11 protein-coding genes are annotated in these 18832 nt (G+C 59.3%); 7 read left to right on the top strand and 4 right to left on the bottom strand.

Annotation, left to right across the window (positions count from 1 at the left end):
• Position 1: 1 nt before the first annotated feature.
• Complete coding sequence (locus ACLI1P_RS12815; protein ID WP_296134829.1) at positions 2-2527, bottom strand: hypothetical protein; 2526 nt, start codon at positions 2525-2527, stop codon at positions 2-4.
• A gap of 285 nt (positions 2528-2812) precedes the next feature.
• On the opposite strand from ACLI1P_RS12815, the gene ACLI1P_RS12810 reads away from it, so the two are divergent.
• Entirely contained in the window at positions 2813-4096 is a 1284-nt protein-coding gene (locus ACLI1P_RS12810) for an HNH endonuclease signature motif containing protein (protein WP_411709071.1), read from the top strand.
• A gap of 90 nt (positions 4097-4186) precedes the next feature.
• Here the strand turns inward: ACLI1P_RS12810 and ACLI1P_RS12805 are convergent, their stop codons facing one another.
• Complete coding sequence (locus ACLI1P_RS12805) at positions 4187-5224, bottom strand: alkaline phosphatase (protein ID WP_296135169.1); 1038 nt, start codon at positions 5222-5224, stop codon at positions 4187-4189.
• A 122-nt stretch (positions 5225-5346) separates the two neighbouring features.
• Positions 5347-5943: a CueP family metal-binding protein gene (locus tag ACLI1P_RS12800; RefSeq protein ID WP_296135168.1), complete on the bottom strand. Its 597-nt coding sequence runs from the start codon at positions 5941-5943 to the stop codon at positions 5347-5349.
• A 186-nt stretch (positions 5944-6129) separates the two neighbouring features.
• Between ACLI1P_RS12800 and ACLI1P_RS12795 the strand changes: the two genes are divergently transcribed.
• Genes ACLI1P_RS12795 through ACLI1P_RS12780 form a run of 4 tightly spaced genes read left to right on the top strand, consistent with a single transcriptional unit; the run spans position 6130 to position 10395 of the window.
• Entirely contained in the window at positions 6130-7704 is a 1575-nt protein-coding gene (locus ACLI1P_RS12795) for an N-6 DNA methylase (RefSeq protein ID WP_411709728.1), read from the top strand.
• Between the two features lies 1 nt (position 7705).
• Positions 7706-8884 (top strand): restriction endonuclease subunit S, encoded by a 1179-nt coding sequence (locus ACLI1P_RS12790; protein ID WP_411709070.1) that lies wholly within the window; start codon positions 7706-7708, stop codon positions 8882-8884.
• Positions 8884-9825 carry a restriction endonuclease gene (locus ACLI1P_RS12785; protein WP_411709069.1) on the top strand — a complete coding sequence of 314 codons (942 nt, stop codon included), beginning with the start codon at positions 8884-8886 and terminating at the stop codon, positions 9823-9825. Before ACLI1P_RS12790 ends, ACLI1P_RS12785 begins: the two co-directional genes overlap by 1 nt.
• Before the next feature lie 60 nt (positions 9826-9885).
• A complete protein-coding gene (locus ACLI1P_RS12780) occupies positions 9886-10395 on the top strand; it encodes an excisionase family DNA-binding protein (protein WP_411709068.1) in 510 nt (169 codons plus the stop codon).
• Between the two features lie 352 nt (positions 10396-10747).
• Here ACLI1P_RS12780 and ACLI1P_RS12775 read toward each other — a convergent pair whose 3' ends face one another.
• Positions 10748-11653 carry a DUF2268 domain-containing protein gene (locus ACLI1P_RS12775; protein ID WP_411709067.1) on the bottom strand — a complete coding sequence of 302 codons (906 nt, stop codon included), beginning with the start codon at positions 11651-11653 and terminating at the stop codon, positions 10748-10750.
• Between the two features lie 498 nt (positions 11654-12151).
• Between ACLI1P_RS12775 and ACLI1P_RS12770 the strand changes: the two genes are divergently transcribed.
• Positions 12152-15892, top strand: coding sequence for a DEAD/DEAH box helicase family protein (locus tag ACLI1P_RS12770; protein ID WP_411709066.1), 3741 nt, complete (start codon positions 12152-12154; stop codon positions 15890-15892).
• 83 nt (positions 15893-15975) lie between these two features.
• Positions 15976-18819 (top strand): leucine--tRNA ligase, encoded by a 2844-nt coding sequence (gene leuS / locus ACLI1P_RS12765; protein ID WP_411709065.1) that lies wholly within the window; start codon positions 15976-15978, stop codon positions 18817-18819.
• Positions 18820-18832 lie beyond the last annotated feature (13 nt).

Raw genomic sequence — 18832 nt, 5'->3', positions numbered from 1 at the left:
CTTACATATCGTGATCGCGGAAGAGCGCTTCGGCGGTCACGAGGTCGTAGAAGAAGAGGCGGGGGGCGAGCGGGAGGACGTCGGCAAGCATGGGCATGTCCTCCTTGAGCAGCGGGCTCTCCATGATGACGTCGTTGGCGGCGCCGCGGGCGGCCAGCGCGAAAGCGTAGGAGATATAGGGCATCCAGGCCGCGGCGTTGAGCTCGTCGGCGGTATTTCCGCTGCCGAATGCGCCAAGCGCCACCAGGGTGTGGCTGATGGACATATCCACGCCGGCATTCTGGACCACCGAGGCAAGCGCCGTGGCATCCTTGCGCAGCTGCTCAATGGTGCCCAGGGCGTCCAGGGCGCCGTTGTTGGCAAAGCATTCGCGCAGTGCCGCCACGCGCGCGGCCTCCCCCATCACGTCGTCGACGCTGGGGGTCGGGCTATGGACGGTCGCAGCCGCGAGAAGCATGGGACGGGTGAGGCCGTCGGCGCCGGACTCGCGAACGGCGGCGAGCTCCGCATTGTCGCTGGCCGAGGGGTTGAGGAGCAGATCCAGGTAGTTGTCGCTGCCCGCCTCCACCGGGTCCAACGGGGCGTGGAAGAGGCGCGTGCGCGCGAGGGAGCGGGCCTGCTGGTTCACGCTGACCCCGGTGTGCGCCAGGGCGTGGATGGCCGCGGACGGGTCGGCGCGCAGGCCGTCGATGATGCTGTCGAACATGGCCTGCAGCTTCGGGTTCGGGCTGCGCTGTGACAGCACGTGGAGCGCGCGGAAGGCCTTCCAGAGCTCCTCCGGGGTCCACTCGCTCGAGGCCAAAGCCGGCTCGGCGCCCTCCGGCGAGACCACGATGGAGGCACTCGACGGGCGCTTCGGCGCGGCGAGGTTAGCGGAGGTGGTGAGCTCGCGGACGTCGACAAGCATCGGCCCCTGCGCGGCGACCTCCGCAGGCAGCGCGAAACCGGCCTCCGTAGGCTCAAGCTGGGTGGGCTCTACGGTGGGGTTGGCCAATGGCCAGGTCCACCCCAGCAAATCTACCTGGGGATCTACGTTCTGCTCCACGGAAATCTCGTTCTCCGTGAGAAGCCCTCTGCCCACGAGCGGGGACTTGCGCACGGTGGCCAGCGCGGCGTAAATCAGGCTCGTAGACGCGGAGGCTTCGTACTCCACCACGCGGCGGTCCAGGCTGCGGGCCTCGTGCGCCGCGCGCTCCTTGTCCGGCAGGGACTCCAGGTAGTCCTCGTACGACAGGGTGGACCACATGAGGAAGAGCTCGGCCGACGGCTGCTTGCGCACGGCATTGGCCAGCGCGGCATTCGGCACGGACAGGCTGGTGACGGCCTGCGTGGTCTTGGACGTGCGGGCCAGCTCCTTGATCTTCTGGCGGCCGTCGATGGTCACAAACTTCGCTAGCGGCAGCGGGCGCGGCGAATGGACGGTGAACATGTCATCCTGGTCGAGCTGGCCTGCGAGGATGACCGGCTTATTGGAGTGCTCCGTGGGTTCGAGACCAATGCGCTTTACGCGGCTGAACAGGGCCTCCGGCCACACGTCGAATTCGAGCTCGTAGCCGGCGTCGCTGGCCACGACCTCACGGCGGGATACCTCGGTGTCCTCGAACGTGCGCAGCCCCTTCTCCAGCGCGATGGGCTTCTTGGGCGGCGAGGCCAGGGTGTAGCTAAACGCCGAATGCGCGCCGAGGGCGTCGATGATGCGGAAATCGATGCCGCGCGGGCCTTCGTTCGTCGAGCGCATGTGAAGGCCCTCGGCGAGGGAGATAAAGCGGACGTCGGCAAGCTCTGCGTTATGCCACAGCGTCACCTTGTACCGCCCCACCCAGGGGTCTTCGTAGAGGTCGCTGGGGAAGGGCTCGGCGGTGCCCGCCTCGAACGTCTGCTCCGAAATCTCCTCTTGCTCGCCGCCGAGGGGAGCGTAGGTGAGATCGATGCGCCACTCCCCTTCCGCGATGAGGTGCACGCGCGGGGATTTAGTGAATACCGGCTCGTTATCGAGGCCCCGGGCGTTGGGCAGGGTGGCTACGTCAAAGTCCCACTCGAAATCGCCGTGCTTGGCGACGTCTACCGGTTCCCTCTGCGGTACCCTCACCTGATCTAGCAGCGGGCCCACTTCCCAGCCGGCCCAGATGCCGAGCGGGGTGGCCTCCTCCAGGGTGCCCTGCGGCGCGATAAGCGTGGTGCGGTCATAGACGATGAACGGTGCGTCATCAGTGATACCGGTGAAGGTGATGGTTTCGATGAGGTCCTCATCGCCATCGCGCAGAGTGACCTCGATGCGGGTGAAGGGGCCGGGAATGCCGACGTTGATCGGCTCCTCCGTGGAGAATTCACGCAGCGTATGGGGGCGATCGATGAAGTGAGATTCGACCACCCAACGCGGATCTTCTACGTCAGCTTCAGGGTCGGTGGCAGGCAGCTGGAGCATGAGGATGTTGCTGCCGCGGCGCAGGGAAAGTCGCGGGCCTTGCTCGACAAGATCGGTGGTCACCAGGGGCGTCGTAGGAAGTGAATAAATCTCCGCACTCATTTGCTTCATCTTAGGACACCGCAGGGGTCTCGTGCCATGTGCCTGGTAGGAGGCTGTGAGGCCATGTGCTGCACGTGCTGAGCCGCGCGTTACCCCCGTGGTGGTTGGGTGGGGTGTGGATGAAAGTGCCTGTTCGATTCGGCTCGAACACAAACCCTAAACTAATCCTCAATACCCCCGAATAGGCAACCGGAAAAGAATAATCCCGCTGGCCATAGCCATATAGGTGGAGTGTCGGTATAGTTGTGGGTAGAACACCTATTCTATAGTTGCCTCGGGGGCACAATGACAACCACAACCACCACACCACCAACCGCCTTCTTCGCCCACGCCAACCCCACTAACCCACTAGCTAAAGCCCGCCACAACGTCCGCCGCGCGGACTTTGCCTGCTGGCGCGCAGCCCAACCACACCTAGACGCCGACATCGACACCACCGCCTTATCCCTAGTCAACACCTGGGGCCTCGGCGAAGGACTGATCACCGCCGGCCTGCGCGCCCTTTTCCGCCTCGATACCCTGCCCGGGCTTAAAGCCCTCCAAGACACCCACTGCCTGCTGGACATCCAGGGGCTTATCGCCATCGACAAACCCCTGTCTGCCCTTGCCGGGCTCGATGACGCAACGCTCGCGCTCATCGATGCCACCCTGGTGTCCTACTTCACCCCTACCCAGCCGAATCAGGTTTTTCCCACCACCGCCAAAATCCGCCGCCGGGTGCGCGATCTGGCCAAAACCCTGGACCCGAGCATTGCTTTTCGCGATACCAGGCCTAAAGACACCTACACCTTCTCTTCCAACGGCACGAAAGCCTGGCTAGAGCTCGGCGTGGATGAAGCAACCGGCATTGCTATCGATGCCTTCATCCGGGAAACCGCTACAAAGCAAGATCTTTCGCTGACGGATGCGATAAAGAAGCTTCTTACCGGGGCTATCGAACCACCAGCAACCATTGTGCTGCACACCTACCAGGCTTGTGATGTGGACAATGCCCCGACCTACATCAACGGCTATGGGTGGCGCAGTGCGCCTATCCCACACACCAAGAAACGGGACTTAACTACACCGGTGAAAGAATCTGATTCTTACCAACCATCGGGAATGATTCGTAGCGTTGTTGAGGGTCGTGATGAGACCTGCCGGTTGAGTGGGTGTGACAGGCCGGCGATGTATTCGCAGTTGGATCATCGGCATAACTATGCCGAGGGTGGAAAGACGCATCCGTCGAATATGGCGTGCTTGTGTCAGCACCACCACAACATGAAGACCGACGGGCGGCTGGGCTATGTCATGGACCCGGATACCGGGGATATTGTCTGGCTTTTCGATGACAGTACGTGGGCTACCACCTGTCCGGAAGGCCCGCTGTCTGACGGGATGAAAAGGTGGGTGCAAACAGTAGGCCAGCACATAGACGCCTACCGTAAATTTGCCCGCGAGCAAGCCCAGTACCTCAAACAGCAACTCGATGACTACCACGCCGAACGACAAGCCGAAGAACAAGCCAACACCGAAAAGGAAGCCGACGGGGAAGCCGGCACCGACACCAGCGACGACATCCCCTTCTAACCCACCGTCGAAAACAACGACGTCGACAACAACGACGAAGACGCAAAAATCCCCCGCACACAGCGGAGGATTTAAAGAAGGCGAGGTGTATTAGCCGATCAGCTTGCGGAGTGCGGAGAAGTCGACCTTCACGATGCCCATGTTCTGCAGGAAGGCGGCGATTGCTGCCAGAACTGCGGTAGCGAGGCCTGCGCCCAGGAGGCCAGAGCCGACAGAGGAAGCAGTCTTGCTGGAGCCGTCGTCGTCCTTAGCGCCGCCGTTGTCTGCGTCGCCATTACCGTCGTCAGAGCCGAACCACCAGTCCTGGATGATCAGGTTGGCAACGTCGGTGTTGTCGATGTACTTGCCGCGAACCGGGTCGGTGCCGGTGGCCTTGGCCTTGATGTCCTCAGAGCCAGCGCCCTTGAAGAAGAACGGAACAACCTGGTTGGTGTGCTCGCCGGAGTACCACTGGTGCTGCGGGGCCTTGCCTTCCTCACCGGTCTGCGGGTTCCAGGACTCGGTCTCCTCCTGGCCGGAGAGGTAGCCGGTCTCGTGGTCAGCGGTGACGATAAGCAGGGTCTCGTCCCAGCTGGAGTTCTTTTCAACCCAGTCGATGGCGGCCTGGACGGACTTGTTGAAGTCCTGGGTCTCCTCGATGTCACGGCCGGTCTGGTTGGCGTGGCCGGACCAGTCGATGGCGCCGCCCTCGATCATGACGGAGAAGCCCTTGTCGTTCTGGCCCAGGACGTTCAGGGCGCCCTTGGTCATGGTCGGCAGGTCAACGACGTCGTTCTTCGGGTCAGTACCCGGCTCGGCAGCGTCCGGGTTACCGTCACGGCCCTGCTGCAGGGTGGAAGCAACCGGTGCGAGGCCGAAGTACTTCTTGTCAGCCTCAACGTTGCCTTCGGCCCACTTCTCAAAGTCGGCGGTGTTCTCGGCGAACTCCCAGCCGGCGGAGCCATCACGCAGGGAGGTGAAGGACTCTTCGGAGATGTAGTGGTAGTCCGGCTGATCAGCCTTCTGAGCGTTGTTGTCGAACTCCGGGTGGCCGGCACCCATGATGACGGAGAGGTCCGAGCCGACCATCTCTTCAGCGATCTCGGTGTAGTTATTGCGGTTCTTAGAGCCTGCGGGTTCCTTCTGAATCCTCTGGAGAAAGTACTGAGGGTGGATGTACGCGAGGCGACGTCAAAGTTACATCCGGGAAACATAACGATAATGCTTGGGGTATTGGCCGGGGAGGCGTCGCCAAGCAGTGCCCAACGGCGCTACGCCATCTGCAGCGTGGTGACGCAGGTAGCGCCCTCGTCGGTGGTGTCTAGGGGGACCTCGCCGGACTTGCCGTCCTTCGTAACGGTGATGGTGCCGTGCTTATCCGCCGGCAGCCAGTAGCCGATGAAGCCGTTGTCGTGCGTGGTGGTGTCCTCGTTAACCAGCTCCTCACCGGAGTCATCAGTGATGGTGACGTGGATGTCCTCCTGGCTGAGCTCGCCGGTGCAGGTGGTCAGGGAGTGGTTGAAGCAGTCGTGGGTTTGGGTCAGGTACGGCGCGATGGAGACGTAGAACTTGTCCTCCGGAAGTGGCAGGGAAGCCTGCTGCTCGCCGGCGGTGAGGATCAGCTCGTCCGGGAGAATGGACGCGTGTAGATCCTTGTCGCGCTGGTCCTTGGGGGTTTGCTCGAGTTCCTCGATGATCTGGGTGCCGTCCTTGCCGGAGAGGTTGAACTTGGCCAGGATGTCGTCGGCTGAGACCTGCTGAACCTCACTGTCGGAGGAGGCTTCGCTCGCGACGGGGCTCTCGGTGGAACAGGCGGACAGAGAGATAGCTGCGGCACAGGCGGCAGTGAGAGAGATGAGGCGTTTCATAGTGCTTTCAAATAAATCCGATTGGGGGCTCTTTTAGGCTATACCCCTCCCCCGTATCAATCAAAAGCTTGAGCGCAATATCATTCTTATGAATTCAGAGAGCAATGCGCTTGCCAGCGTCGCCAGTGTCACCGTCACCACGACCTCATCGCCAGGATGTCCGCCTCAGCAGATACGCTGAACTACATGATTACCGGCGCCCTCAAAAACAACGTCGACCGCATCTGGGACACCTTCTGGTCCGGCGGCATTTCCAACCCAGTCTCCGTCATTGAGCAGTTCACCTATCTGCTCTTCATTAAGGACCTGGATGATCGCCAGGTCCAGATTGATAAGCGCCGCGCTTTGGGTGATCCCTCTGCAACGGAAGACATCTTTGATGCCAGCCAGCAGGACTTGCGGTGGCGCAACCTCATCGAGGACCGCGATATCGCCCGCCGCAAGGCCACCATCATCAACAAGGTCTTCCCCTTCATCAAAGCGATGGGTGGCAAGGGCTTCCAGGAGCACATGGCCAACGCCTCCTTCGATATCGAATCTGAAGCCACGCTCTCACGCGTCATGGAGCTCATTGACCAGCTGCGCTTTTCCAACAAGGACATGAAGGGCGACTTGTACGAGTACATGCTGGACAAGCTGTCCACCTCGGGTACGAACGGCCAGTTCCGCACGACCAGCCACATTATCGAGCTCCTCGTCGCGCTCATGGAGCCCACACCACAGCAGCGCATCATCGACCCAGCGTGTGGCACTGCCGGGTTCCTGGTGGCTGCCAATGATTGGATTGCCCACCATCACCGCGCAGACCTGTTTAACAAGGACACGCGCACAACGTTTACCAATGAGGGCCTGACGGGCTTCGACTTTGACAAAACCATGGTGCGCATCGCGGCGATGAACGTGTTCATGCACGGCTTTGAAGAACCCAACATTTCTTACCGTGATTCGCTGCAACAGCTGCCCACAACGTTCGATGAGGCCTTCGACCTTGTCCTGGCCAACCCGCCTTTTGCGGGCAGCCTGGATAAGGATGCCGTCGATCCCAAGCTCAAGTCGGTGACGACGGCCAAGAAGACGGAGATTCTTTTTGTCCACCGCTTCCTGCAGCTACTCAAGCCGGGCGGCCGGGCCGCGGTGATTGTCCCGGAAGGCGTCCTCTTCGGCTCCACCAAGGCACACAAGGCTCTTCGCAAAACCTTGGTTGAGGATCAGCGCCTGGACGCTGTCATCAAACTGCCCTCCGGCGCATTCAAGCCCTACTCGGGCGTATCCACCGCAGTGTTGTGCTTTACCCGCACGGACTCCGGCGGCACCGATGAGGTGTGGTTCTATGACGTCACTGCGGATGGCTACTCCCTGGATGACAAGCGCACTCCGCTTCTCGAGCGTCCCTTGCTCGGCCCCTCCCCCGCCTCACACATCCAGGACCTGAGCGATCCCGCGCTTGCCGACGACCCCACGCCCGTCACCCTCACCGACGAACAACTCAAGCTCAACAACCTTCCGGACGTTGTTGCCCGCTGGCACGCCCGCACCACCGACGAGCGTGAGCGCGCCCGTACCGACTACTCCTTCACGGTGCCGAAAGACGAAATTGCCCAAGCCGACTATGACCTTTCCATGAACCGCTACAAGGAGATAGTCCTCGAAGTAGAAGAAACCCGCGACCCCATGGACATCATCGCCGAAATCGAAGAACTCGACCGCGACATCACCCAAGGCCTTGGCAACCTCAAGTCCATGCTTAGCGAGGGGAAATAACATGGCGAGCACTGCGAAGCATGACTGGCCGATGGTGCGGTTGGGGGATGTGTGTGAGGTTGTTTCTGGTGGTACACCGAAGACGAGCGTTGCGGAGTATTGGGACGGCGAGATCCCATGGGTAACTCCGGCCGATCTGAGCAAGCTAAAGGGGCTCGAAGTAGCTGCTGGAGCACGAGCGATTACTCAAAGAGGTGTTGATAACAGCTCTGCCGTGCTTCTTCCAGCAGGAAGTGTTGTGCTTTCGAGCCGTGCGCCAATTGGGTATGTCGCAATCGCACAAGTGCCGCTGGCTACGAATCAGGGCTGCAAGAGCTTCATTCCCTCGCCTGAAGTAGACGCACGTTACCTTGCCTATCATTTGCTTTCGCAGAAAGATGTCCTTCAATCGCTTGGGACAGGTGCGACATTCAAGGAGCTCTCCAAATCAAGGGCTGCGGACATCCGAATCCCCCTCCCTCCCCTCGAATCGCAGCGCTGCATCGCGGCGGTTTTGGATGAGGTGCATAGCGCACAGGTTAGGGTTGATCAGTCCTTGGCAGGCTTACTTCAACTCAAACAGGAATTGTTTACGGCCTCCTTTCTAGAAGGTCAGCGCGAATCGATAACAGTTGGTGAGTATCTTGAATCCACTCAGTACGGAACGAGCGACAAGGCTAACGAGAACTTCGGCATTCCGATACTGAGAATGGGGAATGTTTCCTACAACGGCGAAATCGATCTTTCGGATCTAAAATATGTCGAGCTGGGGGCCAAGGAGCGAGAGAAGTATTCTTTGAAGGCCGGAGATTTGCTTTTCAATAGGACGAATAGCAAGGATTTGGTGGGAAAAACCGCGGTCGTCCCAGCTTTGGAGGGCGAACACACTTTTGCGGGCTATCTGATCAGATGTCGAGTAAACGATAAGGCTGTTCCTGAGTACGTATCGGGTTTCCTAAACTCGGTGCTTGGCAAGAAGATTCTGCGAAACACCGCAAAAGCAATTGTGGGAATGGCGAATATCAACGCCAATGAGTTGAAGAGGTTGCCAATTCCTAAAGCATCATTGGACGAGCAACAAGAGTTCGCATCATCAACTTCGCGAATCGAAGACGTTGAATCTCAGATGAAACGCCAGAGAGAACTTCTGCAAGAACTACAAGTATCCCTATCCGTCCGCGCATTCCAAGGAGAGCTCTAATGGCTGTCGAAAGATGGGAAGCCTACTTGGTATCGGTGTTGGAGGCTCTTAACGCAAATGGAGATGAGCTCCGACGTAGGGAGATCATCGAGATAACTGCGTCGTATGCGGGCATTACTGACGAAGAACGGCTTGAGACCATTGCATCGGGGCAGTCGCGTTTTGAAAACCGAATTGGGTGGGCGTTGACATTCCTCAAGAAGGCGAATGCCATAACCTCGCCTGCGCGGGCGCGCTTTCAAATTACAGACTTTGGCCGTGACCTGTTGGCACGCTACCCGGAAGGGATGACGGAAAAGCAGCTGTTGGGAGAGATTGCGGGGACGGAAGCGGCATTAACTTGGCGGGGCCGGAATCGGGGAAGTAAGGCTGGGGACGAGGTGGGCGTCGATAAGCACAGCGGTCTTCCAGAATCCGAGAGCGAGCTCGACCCAGTAGAGCAGGTGGAAACCGGTGTATCGCGCAACAATGAGTTTGTGGCTGGTGAGCTGCTTACTCGGCTGCATGAGAATGAGCCGGCGTTCTTTGAGCAGGCAGTGCTGGACCTGCTCATGGCCATGGGATATGGCGGAACACAAGGTAAGGCCACACGCACGCAGCTATCCAATGACGGTGGAATTGACGGGATCATTGACCAGGATGCGCTGGGTCTATCCCGTATTTACGTGCAAGCCAAGCGGTATGGACTGGACAAGAGTATTGGCCGTCCGGATATTCAGGCGTTCGTGGGCGCGCTGCAGGGCGCACAGGCGGACCGTGGGGTGTTCCTAACCACGGCGAAATTCTCCGATAGAGCTCAGGAGTACGCGGATGCGGTGGCCTCACGCGTTGTATTGATCGACGGGGACAGGCTGGCGGAACTGATGATCCGCTACGGCGTGGGCGTGCAGGTTAAGCGGACTGTAGCGCTGGTTGAGGTGGATGAGGATTACTTTGAGTAGTTAGGTTCATTGGCCCCATGCTGACCTTTCGAATATTTCGAATTGTTTTAGAATGGCAGCGTGAATGAAGAACGGAATCGCCCTTACACAATTCTCCCCTCGCAAGACCCAGAGGCAATGCTCGATGTGAGTAGGTTCTTGGAGCGGTTGGAGGGGCCTGCTGCGCTCGTGAGCTTTGACGGGCAAGCGGTAAATCTGCCCGGCGAGGTGCTTAGGGTGTTGTCAGATGTTGTTCGTGAGATGCGGCAGGGAAAGGCCATTACTGTTGCACCTGTGGACCAGTTGCTCACAACGCAGGAAGCAGCAGATTTCCTTGGTATTAGTAGGCCAACGCTGGTGAAAAAGCTCGAGGACGGGTCGATAACGTTCGAACGAACCTCAGGAGGAAAGCATAGGAGAGTTCGACTCGTCGATTTACTGCAGTACCGGGACGGGCAGCGGACTGAACGTCGTAAAGCGCTGCGAGAGCTGGCGTCTGAAGCCCAAGCGGCTGGTGCTTATGACGTGGATACGGTTGATGTAGAAGACCTTGTGCAAGCCCTTAAAGGTGCCCGGAAGGAAGGACAGTAAAACCCTCAGACTGGGCGGCAGCTTTGGAGCTTTTCTCCCTCGGGGAAGATCAATTTCGCTAGCACCGAAGTTTCGGATTTAGAACATCACAAACGGTCTTCTCTATCCAACAGGGAGACAACATCTCTTCTAGGCAGCATAGGGTCCGTTTTGTTTGGCTGTGGAGCTGTGGTGGCTGGCAGTGAGTAGGACTCTGGGCTGTGGCCTAAACGCTATCGAACACTGCGGCCAGCCTGGTTTTCTGTGGATAGCCACACTGGCCCTGTGCGGGTTGTCCACAGGGCCAGTGTGGTTGATCGCGAACCTGTTTGCAAGTTCGTGAATGATTCATTTCTTCATCAGGTGTCTCTTGTCAGCTATCGTGTCGCGTCAGGCCTAATTGTGGCAAGGCAACGTTTAAGATCTCAGCGGCAGGTGTGGTGACGCATTCGGCGGCCGTCCGACCTGTCTTATCCATGTAGGCTTGGGCGATACGAGCACCTGCGGCGTAACCAGCTCCGGTGGGTAGCCCGACCGGTTTCGATCCCATTAGGCGGGCGCTCGAATCTCCAAGCACCCATGCGGCGAAGTCCTGCATGCCTGTCACATTCAAGCCCTCGACGACCCGTTTTAGTACATCTTCTCTCGATCTGGTTTGGTCGGTGACGAAGTGCGTATATCCACGCTGGCCGTAGAACTGGGCAGCAAACAGGTCGGCTAGTCCCTCGGCCACGATGTGCTCACTGACGGTCACCGTTTGCGGGTTCCATACGATGCCGTCAGGCGAATAGCGGACGTTGTGGTGCAACTCGTGCAGGGCAATTGCCTCTAGCCGATGGAGAACCTCTTCGGTCGGCCAGATGGTGATGGCAATGTAGCCACTGATCCCACCGAAGGCCGACAGGCCTCGAATTTCGTCCATGAAGTGCTCGTTAGAAGGGTCACCTAACACTAGAAGCACAGTGAGGTCAGGAATCATGAGTCCTGGATTGGCAATCGCTAAGTGTTGAACCCCTTTAGTGAGAGCTTGCTCAACTCGATCCCAAGCGTTGGCCTCTTCCAATTTGCAGAGCGCATCAGCTACTTGCTGACGTGAGGAATCCGGATCGAATCCGAAGTTCTGACTGTGCACGGCAGCCATATCGAGATCACCTGGAATGAAGAAATACATACCAGCCATAGGCTCCCATAATTTACGAGCGGCCTCCTGCCACTGTCCTGGAGGGCTATCCAACATTGTGCGCATTCCCGTGGCGCTGTTGATCATTGAAACTGTCATGTCCATAAGTATGAACCATGACGCGGCGTTAAGGTCAACGTTTAGGTTTAATAAACGTGTCCGGCTAATATACCTGGCCAGCAAAGTAGGATTCCGGCGGTCACTAGTTGTTGCACGGGAATATCTATGGATGAAATGGGAACAACCTGAGCAATGGGTTGATTGTGGTCGGTGATGGTCACAGTCTTTCCGGCAGAAGCTGCTGTGCGCACTATATGCTCAGAACACTGAGTGAATTCATTCAAAGAAATACTGGCCATCGCTTTAACCGCCTTGCCTGAATGTCCATTGGGCGGGTGATGTGTGTCCTTATTTATTGATTGGTGACCCCTAGAAAAGCCAGCTGTAGAACAACGGGATAGTGCTGATCTTAGTGGCGTGTGAGGAAAGAACAAGGGGGAATCGGAGCGTTTGTCCAGGGACCGGAGTGATGGCGGTAGCTAGGCCAGGAGTCGTAACTTAGAATTACTGGAATCAAGACGTATCCGATGTGAAATCATGTCCCTGGAGAACTCTATGGTGACCCCTACTCCCCCTACTCCCCCGACTGCCGGGCGCAACGCTGTGCCGGGTGGGCCAATCCGCAGCAATTTCGGCTTTGTGCGCTACGTCTGGCCCACGGCGTATGAGGAGTGTCTGAAGGTAGAGCGCTTCGTGGACGCGGATCCGGTGATTTCCTGCTTCTATGCGCGCAAGGTGCTGGAGCGGGTGGTGAACCACATCTGGGCATTCCGTAGCTTGGGCGATACTGGCTACCTCAGCTTGGCGGATATGACCAGGGACCGTGGTTTCCTTCAGTGCGTGAAGAACGAGACCATGCTGCGCAAGATGACCATCTTGCGTAAGAGCGGCAATGACGCCGCACACGCCGACGACATGGAGGGCAAACAAGCGCCGGCCACCCCGCAGAAGGCGCGGGCAGTTGTAGCGCACTTGTATGACCTCATGGTGTGGGCAGTGCGGTACCACTCGGCTAAGCCGGAGAACGCGCCGGGCCCAAAAGCAGCTTTTGATACTCGCCTGCTGGGCCAGAGCGCAGCTGATGCCTCAGGAATCCACGTTGCTGGGCGCTCCCAAGCGCAGACCGCCGCCTACCTCAAGAAGCTGGCGCAGCAGGATGAGGAGCTAAAGAAAAGCCGGCTGCTGCTCGATGAGGCCAAGGAAGCCGCCCGTGAAGCGGAGGAGAAGCGTCTTCGTGAGGCAGCCCAGTTCGAGCTTAAGCGGCGGAGCGCGGAGGTTCGCGCGAAGGCGGATCTGGCCGACGCGCAGGAGCAAGCGGAAGCAGAGCGTGCGGCTGCACAGCAGGTGGAAGAGAAGCTTGCTGCCAAGATTAAGGCCCTCGAGGCGAAGCTAGCCGAGCAGGAAGCAGCCGCAGCCGAGCGCGCCGGGGCGGGAGCACAGCCTGACGCGCCACTGGCGATTGGTGAAGCCGAGACTCGCCGACAGCTCATCGACCCGATGCTGGTCGTGGCCGGTTTTAGTGGTGACTCCGTCACTCGGGAGCTTGAGCTGCACGGCATGCCTAATACGTCTGGCGTTGGTTATGCGGACTACGTCCTGTGGGATGATGACCGCACACCGCTGGCCGTCATCGAGGCGAAGAAGTCCATGGAATCCATGACCGTGGGTGCCCAGCAAGTGAAGCTGTACGCGGACTGCATTGAGCGCGAGTATGGAACACGACCCGTCATGGTGTGTACCAACGGCTATCACATCGACCTCATCGATGATGCGGCCAACCTTCCTGGTTCTGGTGCGGGCTACCCCGCCCGTGAGGTAGAGGGCTTCCCCACTGCGCAGCAATTGCGCCGCATGATTGGTCGGCGCACCATGCGCGCCCTGTTGAGCGAAACGCCGGTAGACACCGACATTGCTGGCGGCGGTGCCCGCACATACCAGCTTGAGGCCATTCGCGCGGTGACGGAGACGTTGGAGGCGCGGAGGCGTCGCCAAGCATTGCTGGTCATGGCGACAGGAACTGGTAAGACCCGTGTGGCCGTGGCCACCGCTAAGCTGCTGCGCCAGGCCGGCTGGGTGGGCAAGGTGCTGTTTCTGGCGGACCGCACTGCCCTGGTCAACCAGGCGCACAAGGCTTTTGTGAGCATGTACGCGGAGTCCACACCCGTGAACCTCATCAAGAATCCTGAGCAGGTGGGTGACGTGTATGTCACCACCTACAACACGATGATGAATCTCATCGGGGACGACGGTGACAAGCCAGCAAAGTTCGGGCCTTTCGCCTTCGACCTCATCATCGTCGACGAGGCTCACCGCTCCGTGTACAACCGCTTCAAGCGTATTTTGCAGTACTTCGACGCTTACGTGGTCGGGCTGACGGCGACGCCGAAGAGCGAGATTGACCATGACACCTATGCACTCTTTGAGATGGAGGATAAGACTCCGTCCTTTGAGTACGGACTTGATGAGGCCGTAGCAGACGGCAACCTCGTGCCCTTCAAGACGGCTCGGCAGGACTCGCTCTTCCTGCGGCGCGGCATGGCCTATGACGAACTTTCCCCGGAAGAACAGCTGGCATGGGACACGTCCGACTGGGGTACCGATGAGGACGGCGGGCGCTTAGATCCGCCGGGTCAGGTTTCTTCGGCGGAGATTAACCGCTACCTGTTCAACAAGGACACCATCCGCAAGGTGTTGAAAACCGTGGTGGAGAACGGGATCCGCGTGGGCGGTGACCAATTGGGAAAGACCATCATCTTCGCTCGGACTCAACGTCACGCGGAGCTTATCAAGCAAGTTTTTGATGCTACGTTCCCCGAGTATTCGCGCACTGGAGCCTCCGTGATCACCACGCACACGAAGTATGCGCAGTGGGCATTGGACGACTTCGCAGATCCAGACGGAGATGTCAACATCGCGATTTCGGTGGACATGCTGGACACCGGTGTGGATGTGCCCGAGGTGGTCAACCTTGTGTTCTTCAAGCCTGTCTACTCCCCCACTAAGTTCTGGCAGATGGTGGGCCGCGGAACGCGATTGCGCCCAGACCTCTTCGGCCCGGGCATGGACAAGACACACTTCCTTATCTTCGACTTCTGCGGCAACGTAGACGAGTTCTTTAAGGGTGGAGCCCGCGAATCGGCTACTGGCCGCCCACGGTCGCTGTCGGAAAAGCTCTTTGATGCCCGCGTGGGGTTGCTTGCTCAGTTGGATAAGCACGCTACGGCCCCAGAGATGCGCGCCGAGCTTGCGGACTCCCTTCACGGCTCGGCGGCGTCTATACCGCTAGGTCACATCATGGTCCGCCCCAGCGACAAGGAAACCTTGCTGCGATACCGCGATCGCTCTGCGTGGGATGAGCTAAGTGAGGAGAAGGCTGAGCAGCTGCGCCGCCATATTGCGCACTTGCCGCTGGACACGATGAAGGACTCTGAGACAGCTAAGCGCTTTGACCTGGTGATTTTAAAGCTCCAGGTGGGGATTCTCGACCACAGCCCGGAGTTTGCGGCACTGCGCGAACGAGTCGAAAGGATGGCGAATGACCTCATGGCCGTAAGCTCCACCATCCCCATGGTGGCCGAGCGGCGGTCCTTCCTCGAGCGCGCGCTAGATCCGGAATGGTGGAATAACGTGACGGTCGAGGACCTCGAGACCATCCGCATCGGCATGCGCTCGCTCATTCAGTTCGTGCCCAAGGGAAAGCGCAACGCCGTCACCCTCGACATCCAAGATGAGATGGGTGAGCTCACAATTGATGACGAGATGCCGGCGCGACTGCCCGGCACCGGTTCCTACCCTTCTCAGCTGGAACAACGACTGCGCGAATTGCTGCAGGAGCACGCTAATGACCTGGCGATGATCAAATTGCGCAGTGCACGCACGCTTAACGCAGAGGACGTCGCAGCGCTGGAGGCGATGGTAGCCCAGGCAGGCGGGGGAAGCGCGGACTTCGAGGAAAGTGTCGACAAGCTGCGTGAGCGCATGGGTGGGGACAGCATTCCTGCCTTCATCCGGCGCCTGGTGGGCCTCGACGAAGATGCGGTCCGAGAGCAATTTGCGGATCTGCTTGGAAATACTTCTTTCAGCGCCGCCCAGATTCGTTTCATCACGATGCTGGTGGACGTGCTGGTCCACAACGGTGGTGTGGCCTACGAGGAGATCTTCCAGCCTCCCTTTGATGAAGAGGGCTCCGTCATCGACATCTTTCACAACAAAACCGACGTCATTGTGGATGTGCAAAAGCGTCTCGAACGGATTGAAGCAACGGCGCAGGCCACCTAGGGACTACCGTGCCTCAGAACCGGAACACGGTCCAACTGGGTCTATCTGGGGAGATGCCCGTTCGGTGACTACACTGTCTAACCATGACTAACCCGAGCGATAACACCACCCACCGCTACACGCCGGAGCTCGCCGCGCAGATTGAAAGTGCCTGGCAGCAGTACTGGAAGGATAACGGTACGTTCAACGCGCCGAACCCAGTTGGGCCGCTCGCGGAGGACGGTAAGGAACTTCCCGCGGAGAAGCTGAACGTTCAGGACATGTTCCCCTACCCCTCGGGTGCGGGCCTGCACGTAGGCCATCCGCTGGGTTATATCGCTACGGATACCTACGCCCGCTTTAACCGCATGCTGGGCAAGAACGTCCTGCACACGCTGGGTTATGACGCCTTCGGCCTGCCTGCGGAGCAGTACGCCATCCAGACCGGTACGCACCCGCGCACCACCACGGAGGCGAATATCAACAATATGCGTCGCCAGCTGGGCATGCTGGGCCTGGGCCACGATCCACGCCGCTCGGTGGCTTCGACTGACCCGGAGTTTTATAAGTGGACGCAGTGGATCTTCCTGCAGATTTATAACTCCTGGTTTGATGAGGAACAGCAGAAGGCACGCCCGATGTCTGAGCTCATCAAGGAGCTCGAGGTGGGCAAGCGCACCACCAAGGATGGGCGCTACTACGCGGATCTGACAAAGGAAGAGCAGCGCCAGGCGCTCGATGAATTCCGTCTGGTCTACCTGTCCAACTCCACCGTGAACTGGTGCCCGGGCCTGGGCACCGTGCTGGCCAATGAGGAGGTCACCGCGGAAGGCAAGTCCGAGCGCGGTAACTTCCCGGTCTTCCGCAAGAACCTGCGCCAGTGGATGATGCGCATTACCGCGTACTCGGACCGCCTGCTTGATGACCTTGAAGTGCTGGATTGGCCAGAGAAGGTCAAGTCCATGCAGCGCAACTGGATTGGACGCTCCCGCGGCGCGGAGGTCAGCTTCCACGCCGAGGGCTACAACATCGACGTCTTCACTACCCGCCCGGATACCCTCTTCGGTGCGGAGTACGTGGTGTTGGCCCCGGAGCACGAGCTTGTTGACGCTCTCCTCTCCCCCATCCCCTACGACGATGATGTGGATGAGCGCTGGACCTTTGGCCACGATGATCCGAAGGAAGCCGTCGAGGCCTACCGTGCTTCGATTGCGGCGAAGTCTGATCTAGAGCGCCAAGAAAATAAGGAAAAGACCGGTGTCTTCCTGGGCACCTATGCCACCAACCCGGTCAACGGTAAAAAGGTCCCGATCTTCATCGCGGATTACGTCCTGACCGGATACGGCACCGGCGCTATCATGGCGGTCCCGGCGCACGATACGCGTGACTATGAGTTCGCCACGGTCTTTGGGCTGCCGATTACTGAGGTGGTTGCTGGCGGCGACATCGCCGAAGCAGCGTACACGGAGTCCGGCAAGGCCGTGAACTCTGCCAATGATTCCCTGGATCTCAACGGCATGTCCAAGGATGAGGCCATTGCGGCCATCATCCCGTGGTTGGAGAAGCAGGGAGTAGGCCGTGAGAAGATCCAGTACAAGCTGCGTGACTGGCTGTTCGCTCGCCAGCGCTACTGGGGCGAGCCCTTCCCCATCGTCTACGACGAGGCCGGCCAAGCCTACCCACTGCCGGAGTCGATGCTTCCCATCGAGCTGCCGGAGGTAGAAGACTACAAGCCGGTGTCCTTCGACCCGGATGATGCCGATTCCTCCCCGCAGCCGCCACTGGCCAAGGCCCGCGAGTGGGTTGAGGTGGAGCTGGACCTAGGCGATGGCCCGCAGACCTACTACCGCGACACCAACGTCATGCCGCAGTGGGCAGGTTCTTCCTGGTACCAGCTGCGCTACATCGATCCCACGAATGACGAGAAGTTCTGCGATCTGGAGAACGAGCGCTACTGGACTGGCCCGCGGCCGGAGGAACAGGGGGCCAACGATCCGGGTGGCGTTGACCTCTACGTCGGTGGCGTTGAGCACGCCGTGCTGCACCTGCTCTACGCCCGCTTCTGGCACAAGGTGCTCTTTGACCTGGGCTTTGTAAGCTCCAAGGAGCCTTACCGCCGCCTGTACAACCAGGGCTACATCCAGGCCTATGCCTACACGGATTCCCGCGGCGTCTACGTCCCAGCGGCCGAGGTAGAGGAGAAGGACGGGAAGTTCTACTACAGCGGCGAAGAGGTCAACCAGGAGTACGGCAAGATGGGCAAGTCCCTGAAGAATGCCGTGGCCCCGGACGACATCTGCAACAACTATGGTGCCGATACCCTGCGTGTTTACGAGATGTCCATGGGTCCGCTGGATACCTCCCGCCCCTGGGCGACCAAGGACGTGGTGGGTGCGCAGCGCTTCCTGCAGCGCCTGTGGCGCCTGGCCATCGATGAGAACTCCGGCGAGCTGTCGACGACGGACGCCGCGCTTTCCGACGATGACCTGAAGCAGCTCAACCGCACCATCGCCGGCGTGCGCGATGATTACGAGAACCTGCGTCTCAACACCGTGGTGGCCAAGCTCATCGAGTACGTGAACTACTTGACGAAGGCCTACCCGAAGGGTGCCCCTCGCAAGGCCGTCGAGCCGTTGGCCCAGCTGGTCTCCCCTGTTGCCCCGCACATCGCGGAGGAGCTGTGGAAGCGCTTCGGCCACGAGGACACTATTACCTATGAGTCCTTCCCCGAGTTCGATGAGAAGTACCTCGTGGACGACGAGATTGAGGTGCCGGTGCAGATCAACGGCAAGGTCAAGGCGCGCGTCATGGTGCCGGCCGACGCCGACCAGGAAACCGTCGTGGGTGTGGCGAAGAGCGACGAGCGCATTGCGGAGCTCACCGCCGGCAAGAACGTGGTCAAGGAGATCTACGTCCCGGGCCGCATGGTCAACTTGGTGGTCAAATAAAACCACCGCGGCC

Source organism: Corynebacterium tardum (assembly GCF_046717785.1).
Lineage (GTDB): Bacteria > Actinomycetota > Actinomycetes > Mycobacteriales > Mycobacteriaceae > Corynebacterium.
This window is presented reverse-complemented; position numbering and strand designations above follow the sequence as displayed.

What these genes read in the sequence shown, in the direction of transcription:
- ACLI1P_RS12770 (WP_411709066.1), top strand. Translation starts at nt 12,152, where the DNA reads ATGTCCCTGGAGAACTCTATGGTGACCCCTACTCCCCCTACTCCCCCG.
- ACLI1P_RS12810 (WP_411709071.1), top strand. Translation starts at nt 2,813, where the DNA reads ATGACAACCACAACCACCACACCACCAACCGCCTTCTTCGCCCACGCC.
- leuS (WP_411709065.1), top strand. Translation starts at nt 15,976, where the DNA reads ATGACTAACCCGAGCGATAACACCACCCACCGCTACACGCCGGAGCTC.
- ACLI1P_RS12815 (WP_296134829.1), bottom strand. Translation starts at nt 2,527, where the DNA reads ATGAGTGCGGAGATTTATTCACTTCCTACGACGCCCCTGGTGACCACC.
- ACLI1P_RS12800 (WP_296135168.1), bottom strand. Translation starts at nt 5,943, where the DNA reads ATGAAACGCCTCATCTCTCTCACTGCCGCCTGTGCCGCAGCTATCTCT.
- ACLI1P_RS12775 (WP_411709067.1), bottom strand. Translation starts at nt 11,653, where the DNA reads ATGACAGTTTCAATGATCAACAGCGCCACGGGAATGCGCACAATGTTG.
- ACLI1P_RS12790 (WP_411709070.1), top strand. Translation starts at nt 7,706, where the DNA reads ATGGCGAGCACTGCGAAGCATGACTGGCCGATGGTGCGGTTGGGGGAT.
- ACLI1P_RS12785 (WP_411709069.1), top strand. Translation starts at nt 8,884, where the DNA reads ATGGCTGTCGAAAGATGGGAAGCCTACTTGGTATCGGTGTTGGAGGCT.
- ACLI1P_RS12795 (WP_411709728.1), top strand. Translation starts at nt 6,130, where the DNA reads ATGATTACCGGCGCCCTCAAAAACAACGTCGACCGCATCTGGGACACC.